General features: G+C 56.3%; 14 protein-coding genes. 9 read left to right on the forward strand and 5 right to left on the reverse strand.

Annotated elements, in window-relative coordinates; genetic code table 11:
- The first annotated feature begins 28 nt into the window (after positions 1-28).
- The gene (locus tag AQ621_RS17000) at positions 29-769 is read left to right on the forward strand and encodes an enoyl-CoA hydratase/isomerase family protein (RefSeq protein WP_058342377.1); all 741 of its coding nucleotides are present in this window, start codon (positions 29-31) and stop codon (positions 767-769) included.
- Here the strand turns inward: AQ621_RS17000 and AQ621_RS17005 are convergent.
- The gene (locus AQ621_RS17005; protein ID WP_058342378.1) at positions 766-2358 is read right to left on the reverse strand and encodes a class I adenylate-forming enzyme family protein; all 1593 of its coding nucleotides are present in this window, start codon (positions 2356-2358) and stop codon (positions 766-768) included. The two genes, AQ621_RS17000 and AQ621_RS17005, sit on opposite strands and share 4 nt — an antisense overlap.
- Positions 2359-2498: 140 nt before the next feature.
- Between AQ621_RS17005 and AQ621_RS17010 the strand changes: the two genes are divergently transcribed.
- From AQ621_RS17010 to AQ621_RS17040, 7 genes are all read left to right on the forward strand, one after another.
- Positions 2499-3293 carry an SDR family NAD(P)-dependent oxidoreductase gene (locus AQ621_RS17010; RefSeq protein WP_058091217.1) on the forward strand — a complete coding sequence of 265 codons (795 nt, stop codon included), beginning with the start codon at positions 2499-2501 and terminating at the stop codon, positions 3291-3293.
- The gene (locus AQ621_RS17015) at positions 3293-3733 is read left to right on the forward strand and encodes a PaaI family thioesterase (RefSeq protein ID WP_058342379.1); all 441 of its coding nucleotides are present in this window, start codon (positions 3293-3295) and stop codon (positions 3731-3733) included. Before AQ621_RS17010 ends, AQ621_RS17015 begins: the two co-directional genes overlap by 1 nt.
- Positions 3734-3799: 66 nt before the next feature.
- The gene (locus AQ621_RS17020) at positions 3800-5002 is read left to right on the forward strand and encodes an acyl-CoA dehydrogenase family protein (protein ID WP_023008950.1); all 1203 of its coding nucleotides are present in this window, start codon (positions 3800-3802) and stop codon (positions 5000-5002) included.
- Between the two features lie 34 nt (positions 5003-5036).
- Positions 5037-5804 (forward strand): SDR family NAD(P)-dependent oxidoreductase, encoded by a 768-nt coding sequence (locus AQ621_RS17025; RefSeq protein ID WP_058342380.1) that lies wholly within the window; start codon positions 5037-5039, stop codon positions 5802-5804.
- Positions 5805-5885: 81 nt separating this feature from the next.
- A complete protein-coding gene (locus AQ621_RS17030; RefSeq protein ID WP_058342381.1) occupies positions 5886-6950 on the forward strand; it encodes a phosphotransferase in 1065 nt (354 codons plus the stop codon).
- Positions 6951-6964: 14 nt separating this feature from the next.
- The gene (gene surE / locus AQ621_RS17035) at positions 6965-7744 is read left to right on the forward strand and encodes a 5'/3'-nucleotidase SurE (protein ID WP_058091236.1); all 780 of its coding nucleotides are present in this window, start codon (positions 6965-6967) and stop codon (positions 7742-7744) included.
- A 25-nt stretch (positions 7745-7769) separates the two neighbouring features.
- Positions 7770-9428 carry a long-chain fatty acid--CoA ligase gene (locus AQ621_RS17040; RefSeq protein WP_058342382.1) on the forward strand — a complete coding sequence of 553 codons (1659 nt, stop codon included), beginning with the start codon at positions 7770-7772 and terminating at the stop codon, positions 9426-9428.
- A 79-nt stretch (positions 9429-9507) separates the two neighbouring features.
- Here AQ621_RS17040 and AQ621_RS17045 read toward each other — a convergent pair whose 3' ends face one another.
- The 4 genes from AQ621_RS17045 to AQ621_RS17060 all read right to left on the reverse strand — a co-directional run bounded on the left by AQ621_RS17045 (position 9508) and on the right by AQ621_RS17060 (position 13233).
- The gene (locus tag AQ621_RS17045) at positions 9508-9963 is read right to left on the reverse strand and encodes a MaoC family dehydratase (protein ID WP_058342383.1); all 456 of its coding nucleotides are present in this window, start codon (positions 9961-9963) and stop codon (positions 9508-9510) included.
- Between the two features lie 32 nt (positions 9964-9995).
- Positions 9996-10757, reverse strand: coding sequence for a class II aldolase/adducin family protein (locus AQ621_RS17050; RefSeq protein WP_058342384.1), 762 nt, complete (start codon positions 10755-10757; stop codon positions 9996-9998).
- 126 nt (positions 10758-10883) lie between these two features.
- A complete protein-coding gene (locus AQ621_RS17055) occupies positions 10884-12026 on the reverse strand; it encodes an acyl-CoA dehydrogenase family protein (protein WP_058342385.1) in 1143 nt (380 codons plus the stop codon).
- Positions 12027-12036: 10 nt separating this feature from the next.
- A complete protein-coding gene (locus AQ621_RS17060; protein WP_058342386.1) occupies positions 12037-13233 on the reverse strand; it encodes an acyl-CoA dehydrogenase family protein in 1197 nt (398 codons plus the stop codon).
- Positions 13234-13424: 191 nt separating this feature from the next.
- Between AQ621_RS17060 and AQ621_RS17065 the strand changes: the two genes are divergently transcribed.
- Positions 13425-14867 (forward strand): DcaP family trimeric outer membrane transporter, encoded by a 1443-nt coding sequence (locus AQ621_RS17065; protein ID WP_227508380.1) that lies wholly within the window; start codon positions 13425-13427, stop codon positions 14865-14867.
- Positions 14868-14956: the final 89 nt, after the last annotated feature.

The raw sequence follows: 14956 nt of genomic DNA on the forward strand, positions 1-14956 counted from the left end.
GGGGGAGGGCGACACCCAGGAGATGTACATGATCAAGAAATATAGCCAAGAAAAAACGATCCATCTTGTTATAGATCGTCCGGATAAAAAGAACGCCCTGAACCGAAACATGTATGAGCAGCTGGCAGGTTATGTGCGGGAGGCAAGTTCTGACCAGCATGTGCATGCCATCGTCATCTCGGGTGCTGAAGGTGTGTTTACCGCCGGCAACGATCTTGATGATTTCCGGGCGCGGGCTACGGACGAAAACCCGAAACCCTCTGCCGGCCTTGCATTCATTGAAGAATTGATGGCGTGTGATACTCCGGTGATAGCGGCGGTGGAAGGGTTGGCGATTGGTATTGGCACCACTATGTTGCTCCATTGCGACAGCGTATTTGCGGGGCGCTCGGCCAGGTTCAAAACTGCCTTTGTCGATTTGGGATTGGTGCCGGAGGCTGCTTCAACTGTGACCATGCCATTGCACCTTGGCTCTCGTATGGCTGCTGAATTGCTGTTGCTTGGTGAAACCCTGGATGGCACCCAGGCCGGTGAGTGTGGCCTGGTAAGCCGGGTGGTAGATGATGGGCAGGCTGTGGATTCGGCCCTGGCCCTGGCGGGCAGGCTGGGAGAAAAGCCCCGAGAGGCATTGCGGGCCAGCAAGCGTTTAATGAAGGCGCCATGGCGCGACCAGGTGCAGCAGGCATTGGAGCGGGAGCGCGGTGTGTTCAGTGAGCGCTTGCGTTCCGATGACTGCCGTGATGCCCTGAATCGTATGCAGCGCCGTTAACCGGCGCTGTTATCCCAGTAAGGCGTTCTTAGCTCCCGCTTCAAGACCTTGCCAATGGTAGAGCGAGGCAGTTCCTGCCGGAACTCTACGGCACTGAGGCGCTGGGTCTTGCCCAGATGCTGGTTGGCCCAGTCCCGGATTTCCTCTTCTGTTTCCTGGCATCCGGATTTCTTTACCACCAGAGCGAGGGGAGTTTCGCCCCATTGGCTGCTGGGTATGCCGATAACCGCAGCATCGAATACCGCAGGATGGCTGAGGACGACTTTTTCCAGGTCTACGGCGTAGATGTTGAAACCGCCGGAAATAATCATGTCTTTCCTGCGGTCGAGAATATGAACAAAGCCGTCTTCGTCAATGCGGCCCATATCGCCGCTGCGATAAAAGGCAAGTCCATCGGGGCTTTGCCACAGCATCTCCCTGGTCTGCTCCGGGCGGTTTACGTAACCCCGCATCATGGAAATCGCGCGCCCGACAATCTCGCCGATCTCACCCTGAGGCAGCTCCTTGCCATCTTCGCTGACCACCCTTACTTCAGCCCCTTCGGTGGGCAGTCCGACGGTATCCCATTTGTCCGGATAGGCAGCGCAGTCGAGGCTGGTGGAAATGCCGCCTTCTGTGAGGCCATAGACCTCCCGGATATTGCCTGGCCAGCGTTTCATGGTTTCGGCGATCACATGGGCCCGGAGCGGCGCACTGGTACAGAGCTTGAGCTTGAAGCTTGAAAGGTCAAACTGGTCGAAGTCCGGAACCGCCAATATGCGCTCAAACTGCACGGGCACCAGCATGGCGTGGGTGACTTTGTGCTGTTCTGCCAGTTCAAGGAAGCGACGGGCATCAAACTTGGCCATCAGCACGAGGGTGCCGCCATAGAAAATGGTCGGTAGCACCGATACCAGGGTGGTGTTGGAGTACATTGGTGTCGATACAAGGTTAACGGCTTCACCGTTGAGCCCGAACCGGCTCATCCTGACCATTTGTCGCTGGCGGAAGCGGTAGTCGTGGAGTATGCCCTTGGGAGTTCCGGTCGTGCCTGAACTGTAAATGATGTTGAACGGATCGTTCAGCGTTACCGGCGCCGGGTCTGGCTCGGCGGGAATCGAGCCCAGCCAGTCCTTTAAATGCTGTCCGGCAGCATCGTTGTCCAGCCCGATCACCTCATCGTGATTCAGGCCGGCCCTGAGGCTGGCTTCGGCCCAGATATCGAGGTTTTTACGGGAAACGAACAGGAACCTGGAGCCGCAGTCACGAATCATCAGAGCCAGGGATTCGCCGCTGGCCATACCGGAAAGCGGTACCATGCAACCACCCGCCACCAGGGTTCCCAGATATAGGGCCACCATTTCCCTGCTGTTTTCCGACAAGGCCGCAACGCAGTCGCCTTTTTTAAGGCCGGCCTGTCGCAGCCTGTTGGCAATGCGGTTGACCTCATGCAGCAGGCCGGCCCAGCTGAGTGCTCCCTTTTCGTCGGTGATTGCGGTCTTGTCGCCTTGTCCGCTGGCAAAGGCCTGAATACGAAAACCGATGGCCTCCATGGCTTCGCCGGAGTCAGTGGGAGCGTATACGGGCATTTCGTCAAATCGCGTTTTCATTTTGTCATCCTTTGATGTTGTAGTTTTGCTAGATGAAATTAACTTCCAATTATATTGACTCATAACCGTTGCGCGTGACAAATTATCTGGAAAGCAAAATAGAACACACAAAAATAAATCATGTTAGCGGGGAGAATTTCATGGGGCGATTTGATCAGCGAGTGGTAATCGTCACCGGGGCCGGAAGTGGTATCGGGCGGGCAACCGCACTCAGGCTGGGTCGCGAAGGGGCATCCGTTGTGCTTGTTGATGTCGCCGAGGGTGGCTTGCTCGAAACCGAAAATCAGATGGCCGATGGTGTATCTGTGCTGCGTCGGGTGGCAGATGTTGCTGATGAGGCTGCGGTAACTGCCCTGGTAGCCGAAACCATGAAGACCTTTGGCCAGATTGATGTGCTGTGCAATATCGCCGGTATCGCCAGTATTTCCGGAGCCCATCCGCCGGTCACCGAGAACAGTCGTGACGAGTGGGAGAAAGTGCTCGCTGTAAACCTGCTGGGAACCATGCTGACGATAAAGCACGTTGCACCTCACATGCAGGCCCGCAAGAAGGGCAGCATTGTCAATACTGCATCGGTTGCTGGTATTCGTTCGGGGGCTGGAGGCAATGCCTACAGCGCATCAAAGGCCGGCGTGATCAACCTGACCATGACCGCAGCCTGTGATCTGGGGATGGACAACGTGCGGGTAAACGCTGTTTGTCCGGGGCTGGTTGAAACCGGTATGACCCAGAAAGTCTTTGACTATGCCCGGGCACACGAAAAAGCCCACAAACTTGGCTCCCGTTGTGAACTCCGCCGTTATGGCGACCCTGCAGAAATTGCTGCCGCCATCCTTTTTCTCGCCAGTGACGACGCAAGTTACATTACCGGCCAGGCCCTGGCCGTTGATGGCGGGAACACCGCGTCCCTCAACCTGCCTGGAATGAAAGTCTGATGAGCAACAGTAGTCTGCACATTACCGGTGGCAAAGACTTGCCGGGTTTTCACAACATGCTGGGCTACCGGCAGGTGTCGTGGGAAGAGGACGAGGCCGTGATCGAGCTGGAAATCCAGTCCGATCACCTGAATCTGGGTGGTGTGATCCATGGCGGAGTACTTACCTCCTTGCTGGATATTGCCATGGCCGAGGCCGGCACTTACTGCCCCTATCCCGGGCGCATGCGCAAGGCTATTACGCTTTCGCTGACCACCACGTTTACTGGGCAGTGCACCGGGGGCGTAATTCGGGTGACCGGTCGTAAGCGCGCGGGGGGAAGCCGGATTTTTAACAGTACCGGTGAAGTTCACGACGAGCAGGGCAATCTGCTAGCAATCGGTGAGGGCACTTTCCGGATACGTTCTGGTAGTGAGAAACCTGAAGGCGTTCCCGTCTGAATGCCTGCTAACGCGATTGCCGGCGTTAGTAGCAGTCGCAAATAACTAAACAGAGAGGAAGCGGATATGTTCGAGCTGTCTGACAAGGCCAAGAAGCTGCAGGCCGAATTAACCGAGTTCATGAATGCCTATATCTACCCGAATGAAGAAAAGCATCACCATCAGGTGGCAACCGCGGAGAACCGTTGGGCACCGGTTCCGATCATTGAAGAGCTGAAAGAAAAAGCGAAGGCTGCCGGGCTGTGGAACCTGTTCCTGCCAGAAAGTGATCTGGGGGCCGGCCTGACAAACTTCGAGTACGCACATTTGTGCGAGATTATGGGCCGTTCCGAGATGGCTCCCGAGGTATTCAACTGCTCCGCGCCGGACACCGGCAACATGGAGACCATTGCCCGTTACGGAAACGAGGAACAGCAGGAGCAGTGGCTGAAGCCGCTTCTGGATGGAAAAATCCGATCCTGCTTTTCCATGACCGAGCCGGACGTCGCTTCCTCTGACGCAACCAACATTGCTTGCGAGATTCGTCGGGAAGGTGACGAGTACGTTATCAACGGGCGTAAGTGGTGGTCTTCAGGTGCCATGACCACCACCAGCAAGATTGCCATCGTTATGGGCAAAACCGATCCCACCGCTCCCAAGCACCAGCAGCAGTCGATGATTCTGGTGCCACTGGATGCACCCGGGGTGAAAATGATTCGCCCGCTGACGGTATTCGGTTATGACCATGCGCCGCACGGCCACGCCGAGATTCACTACGACAACGTGCGTGTACCGGTCAGTAATATCCTGCTGGGTGAAGGTCGCGGCTTTGAAATCGCCCAGGGGCGCCTCGGGCCGGGCCGTATCCACCATTGCATGCGCACCATCGGTGTCGCCGAGCGGGCCCTTGAACTTATGTGCAAGCGCGCGAATGCCCGTGAGGCCTTTGGTCGCCCGCTTTCCGAATTTGATTCCATCCGGAAAGACATTGCCCGTAGTCGCATCGACATCGAGCAAGCTCGCCTGATGACCCTTAAGGCTGCCCATATGATGGATACCGTAGGCAACAAAGTGGCCCGTCAGGAAATTGCCATGATCAAGGTGATTGCCCCGAGCATGGCCCTGAAGGTCATCGACCGCGCAATACAGGTGCACGGTGGTGCTGGCGTGAGCCAGGACACCTTCCTGGCGTCGGCCTGGGCGAAAGTCCGTACCCTGCGCCTGGCAGATGGCCCGGATGAGGTTCACCTGGATTCCGTCGCCAAACTTGAATTGCGTCAGTACCGCTGAAACAGCTGTTACCCAGAGTAATAAGGATTCGGAAATGACTAATCCATTATTTGATATGACCGGGAAAGTGGCTGTTATCACAGGCTCCACCAAGGGCATTGGCCGGGCCATTGCCGAAGAAATGGCCCGCTGTGGCGCCCGGGTTGTGATCTCCAGCCGTAAGGCTGAAGCCTGTGAACAGGTTGCCAGTGAAATGCGGGCCCAGGGCTTTGATGCCATGGCCATCGCTTGCCACGTCGGCAAGAAGGAAGACCTGCAAAACCTGGTCGACAAAACCAACGAAGCCTGGGGCAGCATCGACGTTCTGGTTTGCAACGCCGCGACCAACCCGGTGTATGGTCCGACCGCGGAAATGACCGACGACGCCTGGGACAAGATCATGGACACCAACGTCAAGGGAACCTTCTGGCTCACCAATATGGTGCTGCCACAGATGGCCGAAAAGGGCTCAGGTTCTGTGGTGCTGCTGTCCAGTATTGCCGGTATTCGCGGCAACACCACTATCGGCACTTACGGTGTGTCCAAGGCGGCAGAAGCTGCCCTGGCGCGCAACCTGGCCGTTGAGTGGGGGCCGAAGGGTATCCGTGTGAACAGCATTGCGCCGGGCCTGATCAAGACCGATTTTGCCAAAGCGCTTTGGGAAGACCCGGTTCGCGTAAAGCGGGCAGAAGACAAAACCCCGCTTCGGCGCATCGGTGATCCGATCGATATTGCCGGCCTGGCTGTTTTCCTGGCGACCCCGGCCAGTGCCTACATTACCGGGCAGGTGATTGTTGCCGACGGTGGTGAAACCATCTGCTGATACCGGGAAACCGGAACACCCCTGCCGCCGGGCACCTGTCTGGCGCCAGGGGTAGTCAGAACATAACGACAAGAGATAATCATGAGCATGACTCCAGAGCTGGTAGCGGTTCTGCCAGCCCACAAATTCGATGAAGCCCACCTGCTCAACTGGCTTCAGCAGGCATTGCCGGAATTCGGTAACCAGATGGACGTGAAGCAGTTTCAGGGCGGGCAATCCAACCCTACCTTTCTGCTGGATACCGGCAACAGGCGTTATGTACTGCGGAAGAAGCCCCCGGGAAAAACGCTGCCTTCGGCTCACATGGTGGAACGGGAATACCGCGTTATGCGCGCGCTCGCTGAACACACGTCCGTTCCGGTACCCAATGCTCGCGTACTGTGTGAAGACAGTGAGGTCATTGGCACTCCCTTCTACGTGATGGATTTTCTGGAAGGCAGGATTTACTCCCATTCAGCACTCAAAGAGCTGGAGCGTGATGAGCGAATGAGGGCTCATCACTCAGCCATCGACACGCTGGCAGCTTTGCACTCTGTGGATGTCAACGCTATTGGCCTGGCAGATTACGGCCGCCCGGAGGGTTATGTGTCCCGTCAGGTGGCTCGCTGGAGCAAGCAATATCTCGCATCCCGGACGGATGACCTGCCGGCCATGGACAAGCTGATGTCCTGGCTGCCGGAGAACCTCCCGGCCAGGGATGAGACTTCGATTGCCCACGGTGACTACCGGTTTGGCAACCTGATGCTGGCACCGGATCGCCCGGAAGTAATCGCGATCCTGGATTGGGAGCTGTCGACTCTCGGGCATCCGCTGGCAGACCTCGCCTATTACTGCCTGCCATACCACCTGCCTGCTGACATGCCCGGTATGCGAGGCCTGAATGGTGAAGATCTGCAGGAGCTTGGTATACCAAGCGAGCAGGAAACCATTGCCCGGTACTGCGTGAAAACCGGCCGGGACGGCATCGATGACTGGCACGTGTTCCTGTCGTTCTCGTTATTCCGGCTGGCGGCCATTCTTCAGGGCGTTTACAAGCGGGCCCTGGATGGCAATGCTGCCAACGCCAATGCGCTGGAAGTTGGCAAGCGTGCCAGCCTGCTGGCGGATATCGGCTGGCAGATTGCTTGTGAAGGCCGGAAGCCATGAGCGGAGAAGCGATGATGCAGGGAAAGATTGCCAATCGAATTCTGATTACCAACGATGACGGCATCAATGCGCCGGGTATCGCTATCCTTGAAGCCATTGCCCGGCGGTTGGCCGATGAGGTCTGGGTTGTGGCTCCGGAACATGATCGCAGCGGAGCTGGCCAGAGCATATCCATTCACAGTCCGTTACGGGTTTATCAGGTTGGGGCTAATCGTTATTCGGTTTCAGGCACACCGGCCGATTGTGTGTTGTATTCCCTGGCCGAGTGGTTCGGGGAAACACCGCCAGACCTGGTGCTCTCCGGTGTGAATTGCGGAGCGAATATCAGTGATTCGGTCCAGTACTCGGGTACCGTTGGAGCGGTACTGAGTGCCCACCACATGAACATTCCGGCCATTGCGCTGAGCCAGGCTTACCTGAACCGGGACGACGTCCGCTGGTCGCCGGTGGAAACCTTTGCTGAAGCGGTCATTCGCAGGCTTTACCACCCCGGCCAGGTTCTGGCGTGGAATGTGAACTTTCCAGCCTGTGAAGCGGCCGATATTACCGCAGCCCGATGGTGTCGGCAGTCCAACGGCTCTATCCAGAAGCCAACACTGGTCGCTGGCCGTGATGCGCGCAGCCTGCCTTACTGGTGGCTTGGTTTTGACCGGAGCTCACGCCACATTGTGGCGCCGGATGCGGATGTGACCGTACTTCGTGAAAAAGCCGTTGCCATTTCACCGTTACGCCATGACGAGCCCTTGCCCGGGGCTGTTGATTATTTTGATTTGTCCGCTCAAGCGGTTGACTGAATTAACCCAGGGGGAGAACAAGAATATGTTTACACGCCACTACAAGGTTTGGCCGAAAGATCTGCCCAAAACCATGACCCTGCCGAAAACCAGTCTGTACACCAACCTGGAAGTCTCGGCACTGCGTTATCCGGACCACAATGCCATCGTTTTCTACGATGCGCCCATGACCTATGCCCGGCTTAAGCGAGAAGTCGATACTATGGCGGGTTACCTGCAGGCCCAGGGGGTCAAGAAGGGTGATCGGGTCCTGCTTTATATGCAGAACTCCCCGCAGTATGTGATCTCCTACTATGCCATCCTGCGGGCCGACGCCGTGGTTATTCCTGTGAATCCCATGAACCGCGCGGCGGAGCTTGAGCACTATATTTCGGATACTGGCTCCACGGTGTGCATGGCGGGCCAGGAACTGGCGGGCTTCATCGCGCCGTTGATTGGTGAGACCAACCTGGAACAAGTGATTGTTGCATCTTACAACACCTACATTAACCCGGAAACCGACCTGACATTGCCGGCTGAAGTTGCTGCGCCCGCGTGGTCCAGGGATATACCGGGAGTGGTTACCTGGGAGGCGGCCCTGGAAGCCGGACACAAGCCCGGTGAACATACTGCCGGCCCGGATGACCTTGCCGTTATTCCGTACAGCTCCGGTACCACCGGGGCACCCAAGGGCTGCATGCACACTCACCGGTCGGTGATGGCGACAGCCGTGCACCGGGTATTCTGGAATCTGTCCACTCCGGATAGTGTTCAGCTATCCACGCTGCCGTTCTTCCACGTAACCGGCATGACTGGCTCCATGAACGGTCCCATATTCTGCGGTGCCACTTCTGTCATCATGACCCGTTGGGACAGAACCACAGCGGCACGTTTGATTGAGCGTTACAAGGTTACCGGCTGGACCAACATCGTCACCATGGCGGTGGACTTCCTGTCGAATCCGGATCTGGGCAAGTACGACATCAGCAGCCTGAACATGATTGGTGGTGGTGGTGCCGCCATGCCGGTTGCGGTCGCCGAGAAGCTCAAAAAGCTGACGGGCCTTGATTACATTGAAGGCTACGGTCTGTCTGAAACCATGGCAGCGACCCATATCAATCCAACCAAAAGCCCCAAGCCCCAGTGTCTGGGCATTCCGGTGTTTGATGTCGACAGCCGGATTATCGACGTGGATACGCTTGAAGAGAAAGGCGTGGGAGAAACCGGAGAGATCGTGTCCTGCGGGCCTCAGGTCACGCTGGGCTACTGGAATCGCCCGGTGGATACCGAGGCTTCATTCGTCGAAATCGATGGCAAGCGTTTCTTCCGTACCGGCGACCTGGGTTACTACGACGAAGACGGCTATTTCTTCATGGTGGATCGGGTCAAGCGCATGATCAACGCCTCTGGCTTCAAGGTCTGGCCATCGGAAGTGGAAGGGTTGATGTACCGTCACCCATCCATCCACGAAGTCTGCATTATTTCTGCCCCGGACCCCAAGCGTGGTGAAACGGTCAAGGCTTGTATTGTACTAACGCCTGAGGCTGAAAACACAACAACCAAGGATGACATCATCAGTTGGTGTAAGGAGCAAATGGCGGCCTACAAGGTACCAACCATCATTGAATTTGTTGATGAGTTACCAAAATCACCGACCGGAAAGCTGATGTGGCGGGCACTCCAGGAACAGGAGTGGCAGAAGTAGCTTGCACAACACTGGAAGTTAGGAAGGCGGCTCCCCCCCACTCTCAGGGCTTGCCGCCTTTTTGCACTGACCGGAAGGCTCAGACCACGTACATGGCCAGATTTTCCAGTACGCAGGCTGGCTTGTCTTCGTTCCTTATTTCCACCACGGTCTGGTAGGTGGCCAGCAGGCGGTGATCATCCACCTGCTTCAGGGATGCCAGCTCAACCCGGGACCGGATATCCGAGCCAGCCTTCACCGCCGCCGGAAAACGCAGCTTGTTCAGGCCATAGTTGATGGTGGCTGAAGTACCGGTCACCTTGATGACCTCGCTGTTGAGCTTGGGGATCAGTGATGCCGTCAGGTAGCCATGGGCTACCGGGCTCTTCCAGGGTGACTCCCGGCTGGCCCGGTCGACATCCACATGGATCCACTGATGGTCGCCGGTGGTTTCGGCAAAGGCGTTTATCATGGCCTGGCTCACGGTTACCCAGGGGCTGTGGCCAATCAGCATGCCCTGATAGGCTGCCAGTTCATTAATATCAACAGTAATCATAGGACCTTCCTGATAGTGGATTGATGAAGGGCTCAAACGTTGTAGCCAGGAGACCTGGCATCAAGCAGTCTCAGAAGGGCGGGCCAGGTAAGCTTTGCTGCCTTGCCGAGTGAGCCTGATTGATCCGCCGTGGTGTCGATAGCCTGTTGGGTGGGCATGTATACCGGGCCACAACTCTGCGCTTTTACCTGTATCTCGCAGGCCTTCATCAGGAAGTAGAGGTATGTGAAGGTTTCCGGCACGTCGCGGCCCACGGTCAGAATGCCGTGATTTCGCAAGATCATCATGGATTTGTTACCCAGATCCCGGATCAGGCGCTCCCTCTCATCAAGGTTGAGCGCTACGCCTTCATATTCGTGGTAACTCAGGTGCTCAAGGCACAGCATGGCGGTCTGGCTCAGGGGCTGGAGGCCATCACGGTGGGCTGATACCGCAACACCATCTGATGCATGCAGGTGCATGACGGCTCCTGCATCTTCACGCCCCATATGTACGGCGCTGTGGATGGTAAACCCCGCCGGGTTAACCCTGCGCAGCCCGCCGGCTTCCACGACTTCGCCATTCTGGTCGACTTTCACCAGGGATGAGGCAGTCATTTCATGGAACAGCAATCCGTAGGGGTTGATCAGAAAGTGATGCTCCGGGCCGGGCACCCGGGCCGACAGATGGGTGAACACCAGGTCGTCCCAGCCAAACAGGGCTACCAGTCTATAGGCGGCAGCCAGTTCGGTTCTTATTTTCCATTCGGCTTTTCTCAGATCAGCCTGCATTTCGTCCGGATGGTTTTTTGTCATGATTGTTCCTCCGTAGAGATTTATTACTCAAGGTTATTCCAGGCATAAAAAAGGGGTGGCATAGGCCACCCCGAAAGAGGGTCCTGACTGAATGTGGAGGCAGACCCAAGGTTCACTGATTCAGTATCAGTTGGCTTCCAGCAGGGCGGCATAGCGCTCCAGGTGGAAATCATCATCGCCCAGCTGGTGGTTGATCATCACCAGGCGCTTGGCGTAGTGGGCAAAGTTGTATTCCCAGGTCATGCCAATACCGCCGTGTGACTGAACGCCCTTCTCGGAAATAAACTGGGCGCTGCGACTAATTACGTTCTTAGCGGCCGCAATTACCCGGCGGCGCTCGTCACTCTGCGGCTCATCAGCCACGCTGGCGGCAAGGATGGCCATTGAACGAGCCTGCTCCAGTTCGGACATCATGTCGGCCATCCGGTGCTGAAGCACCTGGAACTTTCCGATGGGCACACCAAACTGCTTGCGCTGTTTGAGATAGTCCAGGGTCAGGTCACAGGCGACTTCCATAACGCCGACCGCTTCACCACACAGAGCGGAAATGGCACGGCCAACCTGGTATTCAATAACATCGGCAGCCTCACCTTCGTTGCCCAGCAGAGCGTCTGCGCCGACTTTGACGTTGTTCAGGAATAGATCGCAGCCCTTCGCGCCGTCGATGGTCGGGTAGCTGCGACGCTCCAGGCCTTCAGCATTGGCGTCGATGACGAACAGGCTGATGCCAGCGGCATCACGGCTGTTGCCGGCTGTGCGGGCAGAAACCACCAGCAGGTCGGCACTATGGCCACCGATTACGACCGCTTTGCGACCGTTAAGAACATAGTCGCTGCCGGCTTTCTCGGCGGTGGTTTCTACGTCATTTGTGTTGTAGAAGCTCTGGGGCTCCTGCAGGCCAACGGCTACCTGGGTTTCGCCTGTTGCAATGCCGGCCAGCCACTGTTCTTTCTGCTGTTCATTGCCGGCCTGGCTAATTAGCCCGCCACCAAGAACCACAGATTGAAGGTACGGCTCGATGCACAGGCCGCGGCCCAGCTCGGTCATCACGCTTTGAACTTCAACACCGGTGCCGCCAAAGCCGCCAAGTTCCTCGGGGAATGGCACAGCCATCAGGCCCAGTTCGCCCAGTTGCTTCCAGAAACTTTCACTGAAGCCAAGTTCGGTTTCGCTGTATTCCAGCCGCTTTTCAAAGCTGTATTCACCGCGAACCAGACGAGCCACGGTGTCCTGCAGCATTTGCTGCTCTTCGTTGAGTCGGAAATCCATGGTCGCCTCCTTAAAGTCCCAGAATCATTTTCGAAACGATGTTCTTCTGGATCTCGTTTGATCCACCGAAAATAGACAGCTTGCGGTTGTTGAAGTAATGGGCAGCCAGAGGAGCAGCATCCGGGTCAGACAGGAATTCGCCGTCATAGGCCTGGTCCATCTCTTCTTCAACAAACGGAATGGCGTAAGGCCCGATCGCCCGGCGTGCCAGGTCGTTGATGGCCTGGCGAATCTCGGTGCCGCGCACTTTCAGCATGGAACTTTCCGCTCCCGGAACGCCGCCGCCCTCTACCGAGGCAACAATTCTCAGGTTGCTGATCGCTGCTGCCATCAGGTCGATTTCGACCTGCGCGATACGTTGGCTGAAGGTCGGATCCTGAATCAGGGGTTTGCCGTTCTTCACCCGACGGCTGGCCAGCTGCTTGAGATGTGTCAGCGCTGCCTTGGACAGGCCGATGCCGGCCAGGCCGGTGCGCTCGTAGGTGAGCAGGTACTTGGCATAGGTCCAGCCTTTATTTTCTTCACCTACCAGGTTTTCGGCCGGAACCTTCACGTCTTCAAAGAAGACTTCATTAACTTCGTGCTCGCCGTCCAGAGTGATGATCGGACGAACGGTGATGCCCGGGGTATTCATGTCGATCAACAGGAATGAGATGCCTTCCTGCGCCTTCACTTCTGTGTTGGTGCGAACCAGGCAGAAGATCATGTTGGCGTGCTGGCCCAGCGTGGTCCAGGTTTTCTGGCCATTAACGATGTAATGGTCGCCTTCGCGTACAGCCCGTGTTTTCAGGGAAGCCAGGTCAGAGCCGGCGCCCGGCTCGGAATAACCCTGACACCACCAGTCTTCGCCGCTCAGAATCCGGGGCAGGTATTGCTGCTTCTGTTCTTCGGAGCCGAACTTGATGATGACCGGAGCCACCATATTTACGCCGAAGGGAATGGAGCGGGGCACACCGTAACGGCAGGACTCTTCATCCCAGATGTGCTTCTGGACCGGTGTCCAGCTGACACCCCCGTACTGTTCCGGCCAGTGCGTGGCGTACCAGCCTTGCTCGCTGAGAATTTTTTGCCACCGCTGGTGGTCTTCCTTGCTCAGCTTGCGAAAGCCTTTCACCTTGGCTGCGATGTCCGCAGGCAGCTTGGCATCCAGAAATGCGCGAACTTCGTCGCGGAAAGCCAATTCCTCGGCTGTGTAATTCATGTTCATAGGTAACCCTCACCGTGCTCTTAGCGAAAATGTATACCGCATAGCAGAATTGATCCATGATCCATCAACCAAACGGTGGATGTCAATGCTAACGGAATCAACTGTCAAAAAAATGCGCCGTTGTAGACGTGCAAAAAGATAAATGGACTTGTTGATCTAAAATTCTTCATCTATATTCGGATGCGTGGAAGATGATGCTGCATAATGAAATGCAAATAACCAATAGTTCCGCTGTGCGGAATTATTGCGGGAAGGTATGTGCCAGTCCCGTAGATTTAACAATAAAGACGCTAACCAACTCCGATGCGAGGTTTTTCAAGATGACAACAACAACCCGTTTTGCCACCCATCCGCTGGTCCGTGCCGTAGCCCTGGCTGGTGCACCTCTGCTGATGCTTGGCTCGGTAACTGCCCAGGCGCAGAGCAACACAGAACTGGAAGAGCTGCGTGAGCGCATCCAGGTTCTGGAAGGAAAGCTGGAAGGTGCTGTGTCGACTGCCCCTGAAACGCGGGACGATAGCCGTTATCTGTTGCGTGATGGCAAAGGCATCAAGATTGGTGACACCACGATTTCATTTGGCGGGTTCATCAAGGCCGATGTGATTTTCGGATCCAACGGTAATGGAATCAGCAACGGTTACTCCATTGGTTTGCCCCGGACGCTTGCCAAGGCGGCCAATGAAGGTGAAAGCGACTGGAAAACAGGCTTCTCTGCTCGTGAATCTCGTATCAGCATTGGTACCAAGACCGAGGATGTTGCCGGCCATGATTTGACCACGTACATCGAAATGGATTTCAACACCGCGGCTGATGCTCCCGGCAATGAAGTTGTCTCAAACAGCTATAATCCGCGCATGCGGCAGGCGTATGGCTCCTGGAATGGTTGGGATTTTGGCCAGACCTTCACAACCTTTACCGATCTGGCTGCATTGCCAGAGATTCTGGACCAAGGTAAACAGGCTGCCTTTATCTATACCCGACAGCCGATGCTCCGCTATAACATGTCCGCTCCGGGTGGTAAGTTAATGGTGGCGCTGGAAAACCCGGAAGATGGTTTTGGCTCTGAATCCTATGGCGATCAGTCCTATCCGGATCTCGTAGCGCGCTATCAGACTCGCGGCAACTACGGTATCTACTCTGTTGCGGCCCTGTTGCGCCATCTGGAAGATGATGCTGCGGAGGACACCAAGGCAGCCGGTGCTGTATCTCTGAGTGCCCGTATTCCTACGTTTGGGCGTGATGACTTGCGTCTGCAATACAGCTATGGAGCGCTTGGCCGTTACATGGGGCTGTTCACCTACCCGGATGTGGATCGGGCTGAGCAGGCGGCCGGAAAGGTTGAGCCGCTGAATACCTACGGGGTCACTGCGGCCTACCGTCACTTCTGGAATTCAACCTGGAGAAGTAACCTGACGGTTTCCCATACCGAGATTGTGGACGATCTGGACTTCTCTCCTGCAGGGACTCTCAGCTACTTCGACTCCTCCACCTCTGTCCACGCCAACTTGCTGTGGTCCGCCCACAAAAACCTGACGCTGGGCCTTGAGTATGCCTACTGGGACTTTGGCGAGATTGCAGGCAGCGGCAGCCAGCAGTATGAGCAGGTAATGGCTTCCGCCAAGCTGTCATTCTGATCAGCGATTTCCGTTGAGTTAAAACGAATATCAGGTATTTCATCGCTTGCCCCGGGTGCCCTGCACACCGGGGCTTTTTTGGGCCTGCC

Origin of the sequence: Marinobacter sp. P4B1 (assembly GCF_001447135.1) — a bacterium.
GTDB lineage: Bacteria > Pseudomonadota > Gammaproteobacteria > Pseudomonadales > Oleiphilaceae > Marinobacter > Marinobacter vinifirmus.

What these genes read in the sequence shown, in the direction of transcription:
- surE (WP_058091236.1), top strand. Translation starts at nt 6,965, where the DNA reads ATGCAGGGAAAGATTGCCAATCGAATTCTGATTACCAACGATGACGGC.
- AQ621_RS17065 (WP_227508380.1), top strand. Translation starts at nt 13,425, where the DNA reads ATGATGCTGCATAATGAAATGCAAATAACCAATAGTTCCGCTGTGCGG.
- AQ621_RS17060 (WP_058342386.1), bottom strand. Translation starts at nt 13,233, where the DNA reads ATGAACATGAATTACACAGCCGAGGAATTGGCTTTCCGCGACGAAGTT.
- AQ621_RS17000 (WP_058342377.1), top strand. Translation starts at nt 29, where the DNA reads ATGATCAAGAAATATAGCCAAGAAAAAACGATCCATCTTGTTATAGAT.
- AQ621_RS17050 (WP_058342384.1), bottom strand. Translation starts at nt 10,757, where the DNA reads ATGACAAAAAACCATCCGGACGAAATGCAGGCTGATCTGAGAAAAGCC.
- AQ621_RS17020 (WP_023008950.1), top strand. Translation starts at nt 3,800, where the DNA reads ATGTTCGAGCTGTCTGACAAGGCCAAGAAGCTGCAGGCCGAATTAACC.
- AQ621_RS17010 (WP_058091217.1), top strand. Translation starts at nt 2,499, where the DNA reads ATGGGGCGATTTGATCAGCGAGTGGTAATCGTCACCGGGGCCGGAAGT.
- AQ621_RS17045 (WP_058342383.1), bottom strand. Translation starts at nt 9,963, where the DNA reads ATGATTACTGTTGATATTAATGAACTGGCAGCCTATCAGGGCATGCTG.
- AQ621_RS17030 (WP_058342381.1), top strand. Translation starts at nt 5,886, where the DNA reads ATGAGCATGACTCCAGAGCTGGTAGCGGTTCTGCCAGCCCACAAATTC.
- AQ621_RS17005 (WP_058342378.1), bottom strand. Translation starts at nt 2,358, where the DNA reads ATGAAAACGCGATTTGACGAAATGCCCGTATACGCTCCCACTGACTCC.
- AQ621_RS17055 (WP_058342385.1), bottom strand. Translation starts at nt 12,026, where the DNA reads ATGGATTTCCGACTCAACGAAGAGCAGCAAATGCTGCAGGACACCGTG.
- AQ621_RS17015 (WP_058342379.1), top strand. Translation starts at nt 3,293, where the DNA reads ATGAGCAACAGTAGTCTGCACATTACCGGTGGCAAAGACTTGCCGGGT.
- AQ621_RS17025 (WP_058342380.1), top strand. Translation starts at nt 5,037, where the DNA reads ATGACTAATCCATTATTTGATATGACCGGGAAAGTGGCTGTTATCACA.
- AQ621_RS17040 (WP_058342382.1), top strand. Translation starts at nt 7,770, where the DNA reads ATGTTTACACGCCACTACAAGGTTTGGCCGAAAGATCTGCCCAAAACC.